5 protein-coding genes are annotated in these 5,062 nt (G+C 51.5%); 1 reads left to right on the forward strand and 4 read right to left on the reverse strand.

Going from position 1 to position 5,062, the window contains the following annotated elements; genetic code table 11:
• The 4 genes from G1ANC_RS04150 to recG form a co-directional block, all read right to left on the reverse strand.
• Positions 1-456 (reverse strand): hypothetical protein (locus G1ANC_RS04150; protein ID WP_206660732.1); only part of this gene is annotated, 456 nt, incomplete at its 3' end.
• 88 nt (positions 457-544) lie between these two features.
• Complete coding sequence (gene rsmD / locus G1ANC_RS03650) at positions 545-1,099, reverse strand: 16S rRNA (guanine(966)-N(2))-methyltransferase RsmD (protein WP_164998013.1); 555 nt, start codon at positions 1,097-1,099, stop codon at positions 545-547.
• Positions 1,096-1,902 (reverse strand): hypothetical protein, encoded by an 807-nt coding sequence (locus tag G1ANC_RS03655; protein ID WP_129693648.1) that lies wholly within the window; start codon positions 1,900-1,902, stop codon positions 1,096-1,098. The genes rsmD and G1ANC_RS03655 overlap by 4 nt, the downstream gene beginning before the upstream one ends.
• A 347-nt stretch (positions 1,903-2,249) precedes the next feature.
• The gene (gene recG / locus G1ANC_RS03660) at positions 2,250-4,454 is read right to left on the reverse strand and encodes an ATP-dependent DNA helicase RecG (protein ID WP_129693649.1); all 2,205 of its coding nucleotides are present in this window, start codon (positions 4,452-4,454) and stop codon (positions 2,250-2,252) included.
• Positions 4,455-4,610: 156 nt separating this feature from the next.
• Between recG and G1ANC_RS04085 the strand changes: the two genes are divergently transcribed.
• A complete protein-coding gene (locus tag G1ANC_RS04085; protein WP_164998014.1) occupies positions 4,611-4,934 on the forward strand; it encodes a hypothetical protein in 324 nt (107 codons plus the stop codon).
• Positions 4,935-5,062 lie beyond the last annotated feature (128 nt).

The following is a 5,062-nucleotide window of genomic DNA, read 5'->3' on the forward strand; positions in this document are numbered from 1 at the left end:
ACCAATAATACTATCACCGACCCAGTTTATATTAATAAAAAATGGTAGGTTTTGCTCGAAGACATACAGGGCAAAGCCGAAAAATACAGCTAACATGATTGGCAAAATAACACCCCTAGATAAAGCCTTCCAGTATAAGACTTCTGTAGTTGTATTTCTCAGTTTATCTCTGAGCTGAAAGCTAATACGTAGTCGCCTAAAGTTAAGCCAGCCAAACCAGTAACGCACACGCCAAAATAGCCTAGTAAACCCTAGGCGTGCAGATATGTAAGTACTGGTGCCTTTACGTATCATGTTTGCTATTATTATAATGTCGATTATATCTATTTGATAATAAAAGTAACGCCATACTTGAACTAGCATTTCTACAACAACTGTATCATACCATAATATGGATATGGGATTTGCTTTAAGAAAAGTGATATTCAGACTGTCAGCTGCCACCTTTTGCTTCATTTTTAGGAGAGTTCCGCTTTTCCACGAGACCTCACAAAAATAGCCCGCTAAGCGCGAGCCATCTTCACACTCCCAGAGCCACGAAAACTCACAACTCTCGGCGGAAAGAGGTGAGATAAGCATTTCCATAACTACGATTGTCCACCACAACAATTTCGTTTCCCAGATTTGGTTCCTCACCTCTTCCTGGATGTGATAATACCATAAGCCCGCCTGGTTTGAGAAGCCCAAAAAGTTTACTGACTGTGGAAAACTGTGGATTTTTGTATGGCGGATCGGCAAAGATTATGTCATACTTGCCTGCGCCGCCAGACTCAATCCACGAATTGACAGGGGCGCTAATAATTTCTGCTTCATTTTGAACGCCTAGCGAGGACACATTATTGCTTAAGATTTTTTGAGCAATTTTATCGCGTTCGATGAACGTTACGCGGGCAGCACCGCGGCTGAGAGCTTCGAGACCAACCGCGCCAGTACCAGCAAAAGCGTCTAAAACCTGCGCGCCGTTAATCTCGTTGCCGATGCTATTGAACATGGCATTGCGAATCCGCTCGCCCATCGGCTTGGTGCGAGTGTTGTTATCTCTAGGTGCATCCAGTAGCCGCCCGCCGAAACGACCGGCGATTACTCGGATCGAACTCACTGGTGCGCCTCGCGGTAGGCACGGTACCAAAAATACGTGATGACATTAGCGATCAGCGGAATCAGCGTTTGCCGCGTTTGCTGCGCTAGATGAGTCGTCCAGCCGCGCTTCCAAAATTCCTCGTACATGCCCAGCGCGTAAACTTGCTGCACCGCATCGAGAAAGACCGTCTGCAAATCCTTATCATCTGCCAGCTTTAGCCAGATTGAATTTGGCGCCGAATCAGGAAACTTGGTCGTCTTGATGCTGGTCGCTACGCCTAGCTCAAATAACACATGTGTCGCAAACACACCCTTGGCACCCCAATACTCCCAGTTTTTGCTAAGAGTCTCGCGCATGGTCGAGCCTCTGATGATGCCTTTTTCGGCAATCGACGCCCGCTCGTTTTGAGGCCGTCCCCACAACTCCTCGATCTTTTCGCCTAGCGGATAATGATGCGCTGGCGTTAGACCGTCGGTGATAGCATGCGCCATCCAAGCCGCCTCAAAGGCTGCCCGCACATTATTACGCTTTTTAAGCGCCTGCACCAAATTGGCATAATGATCCATAATCATCTCGACTAGCGCCGTATCGCTGGGGTCGCTGGGGTCGATAAAATGCCACGGCTCATCGACGCCTGGACTTTTGCGCTTGATGCCGTCGGGGCCGTTGTTGCCTTCGAAATGCAAAATATCCTTGGCAGAAGGAAAACCGCGGCCAACCCTTGATATTTTGCGCAAATCGCGGCGAGCAATCCGGTCGATTTTCTGATGCACGCCTATGAAATTACCCGAATGCGAACGAAAAGTAGTACCGCTGTACATGCATTGTATTATAGCACGCCGTTTGGCAGCGGCTCGGCAAAAGGCAAAAGACAGATAGAACTTGCCAAACATAAGCATTGTGCTATATACTTGGTTTTAAGTTACAGAGAGCCTACAGATACAAAACATCAGCATTCCTCGGAGGTTAAGTATGCGAAACAGCAAAACCAGCAAACAAACTATAGTCATATCGATTATCGCCGTATTGACAATTATCAATACGATTCTGATAGGTGTAATATTTTTTATTCAGAGCAACAAGTTTTGGTCGGTTGACTATATAACCGAAAACCACACGAGGCGTATAATCAATCTAGAAAAAACAATTAAAAAACTCGAAAATAATTCTAATTAAGCGTTGTCACCCGCTGGTTGTGGCGGACGCGTGCTTCTAGTGCTGGGTAATTTGATAGCGGTTCGCCTGATTCAATGAAGCGCTTAGCGGCCTTTTGAGCGCGGGCGATCAGCTGCGTGTCGGCTAACGTAGCAATCTGCAAGTTTAGTGCGCCGTGCTGCATGCGTCCGTAAATCTCGCCCGGGCCGCGCAAGCTCATATCGACCTCTGCTAAATGGAAGCCATCGTTGGATTTTTCTATTTCCCGCAAACGCTGCGACGGTTTGTTATTCGTGCTCATCATCAAGTAGCAGTAGCTTTGGTGCTGGCCGCGGCCGACCCGCCCGCGCAGCTGGTGCAACTGTGCTAAGCCAAATTGGTCGGCGTCCTCAATCATCATAATCGTAGCGTTTGGCACGTCGACACCAACCTCGATGACGGTAGTACTAACCAAGATGTCATATCGTTGATCTTTGAAAGCTTGCATGATCTGATCTTTTTCGCTAGCGGTCATCTTGCCGTGCAGCATAGCGATGCGGCGGCGGCCAAAAATGCTATTTTTGAGTCGCTTGTATTCGGCTTCGACGCTTTTGCGGTCGCTAGAATCGCTATCGGTAATTAAGCTGCAAACTACGTAAACTTGGCGGCCCTGGGCAATTTGCTGGTCGATAGCAGTATAAGCGGCCTCGCGCGAAGGCGGCGAAATAATCTTAGTAAGAATCGGCCGGCGGCCGCGCGGCAACTCGTCGAGGACGCTGACGTCTAGTTCGCCGTAAACAGTTAGCGCTAAACTGCGCGGAATCGGCGTAGCAGTCATCGCTAAGAGGTGCGGCATGACAGCAGTTATTGATGGTTTTTTTGCGTCTAGCGGGGCGCTCGATACACTTTCCTCACCTCCGTGTCTCGCTCGCGAGCCTGGGGCTGCGCGCCCGGTCTCTCGAGACGAGCCAGCGGTAATAGTCACAGGTTCAGAAAGCGTGTCGAGCACCCCTGTTTCTAGTCGCTCGTTCTTAACCTTCATCAGCAGCCTCTGCCGTTGCTCTACGCCGAAGCGGTGCTGCTCATCGATAATCACGAAGCCCAGGCGGTGAAACTCTACTTTATTCTGGATAAGTGCGTGTGTGCCGACAACCACATCAACCGCGCCGCTTGCAATTTGCTGGTAGAGCGTTTGGCGGGCTTTACCCTTGACGCTGCCGATCAGCAACCCGACCGTCACGCCGAACGGCTCGAGCAGTTTAGCTAGCGTCTGGGCGTGCTGCCGCGCCAGAATCTCGGTCGGCGCCATAAACGCCGTCTGATAACCAGCGCTCGCCGCCTGCCGCGCTGCCAATCCGGCCACCACTGTCTTGCCGCTGCCGACATCGCCTTGCAACAAGCGATTCATCGGCCTAGAATTTTCGAAATCTTGCAAGATGTCCCAGGCGGCGCGGCGCTGAGCGTTGGTTAGCGTAAATGGCAGTTTCTTGACAAAATCCTGCACGACAGACTTTTCAAACGGAATCGCGAAGCCAGCTAGCTTCTGGTTGTCAATTTTGTTGAGCTGGCTAGCCAAAACCAGTTCGAATAGCTCTTCGAAGGCTAAGCGCTGACGAGCCTGCTCAACTTCCCTTTCGTTGCGCGGAAAATGCATCGCCGAAATTGCCGCCGCGCGGTCGAGCAACTTCTCGTTCTTGACGACGCTTGGCGGCAGAGTTTCGGGCAAAACACTCATTAGCGGGCGCAATTGCTCGATAACTTTGCGTACTGTTTGCGATTTTAGCCCGCGCACCGCGTGGTACACCGGCAGCAAACGATCGACTTGTACTGGCAGCTCCTTGGATAGCTCGGCCGTCGGGTTGGCCAGCTGGTAGCGGCCGTAGTTATACTCAAACGTGCCGCTGAAATAAAACCACTCATCGCTGCTGCCTAGCTGCTGCACTCGGTACGGCTGATTGAACCAAATAGCGTTGAGCTTGCTGGTGTCGTCGGCCAGCACCGCCGTAGTCAGACGCAGTCCGCGGCGGACTGGCCGAGTGCTGATTTGCTGGCAGCGAGCGCGGATTGTTACCTTACCGGGTTGCAACTCGGTAATCGGTGTCACGTTAGTGAAATCCTCGTGCTTGCGCGGCAAAAACAGTAAAATATCGCCAACCGTTTCGAGCCCCGCCCGCCGCAGCTCGGCCGCGGTTTTGGGGCCGACACCTTTGATTTGATCGAGGCTAGTTGCTAGATTCATGAGTTTATTGTACTAGTTTTCAGGAAAATTGCGAAAAAGTATTGACAATTTCACCACTCTATGCTATATTAATACTAGCTTTTCGCTCAAGGTTAAACCAAATAAAAGGGCGGAAGGTTGCCCTTTTTACCTTGAGCATGATTCGAAGGAGGAATCATGAGCATCATCGTCCTCGCCGTCGCCGTCCTCGCCGTCCTCGCCGTCCTCGCCGGCGTCGTCGTCCGCCGCAAGGCGGACGACGACCTGACCGCCAGGGTCAAGGCCCTGGCGGTCAGGGCCAGGAGTGCCGATTCGGCCTTGGCCGAGGCCGAGGCCGAGGTCGCCAAGGCCAAAGAGGCCTTGGCCTTGGCCGAGGCCGAGGCCAAGGCGGCCAAGGTCCAGGCCGATGCGGCCTGGGAACTCTGGGGAGCAGCTGCCAAGCTGCTCCAAAAAGATAACGGCGACAACCCATTCAAGGGGAGCCGCCCCGACAAGGGCTAAGCCCGCCAGAAAATAGCTCGCCGAATTGGAATTCAACATTGGTTGAGACACTTAACCGTATTAAGTGTTTCCCGGGTTGATATAAAACCCAATTCCGGTTTGAGCCAATTTCGGCGGGCTATTTTCTT

The organism is Candidatus Nanosynsacchari sp. TM7_ANC_38.39_G1_1 (assembly GCF_004138385.1).

Coding starts and splice junctions, on each gene's coding strand:
- G1ANC_RS03655 (WP_129693648.1), bottom strand. CDS start 1,902: ATGTACAGCGGTACTACTTTTCGTTCGCATTCGGGTAATTTCATAGGC.
- recG (WP_129693649.1), bottom strand. CDS start 4,454: ATGAATCTAGCAACTAGCCTCGATCAAATCAAAGGTGTCGGCCCCAAA.
- G1ANC_RS04085 (WP_164998014.1), top strand. CDS start 4,611: ATGAGCATCATCGTCCTCGCCGTCGCCGTCCTCGCCGTCCTCGCCGTC.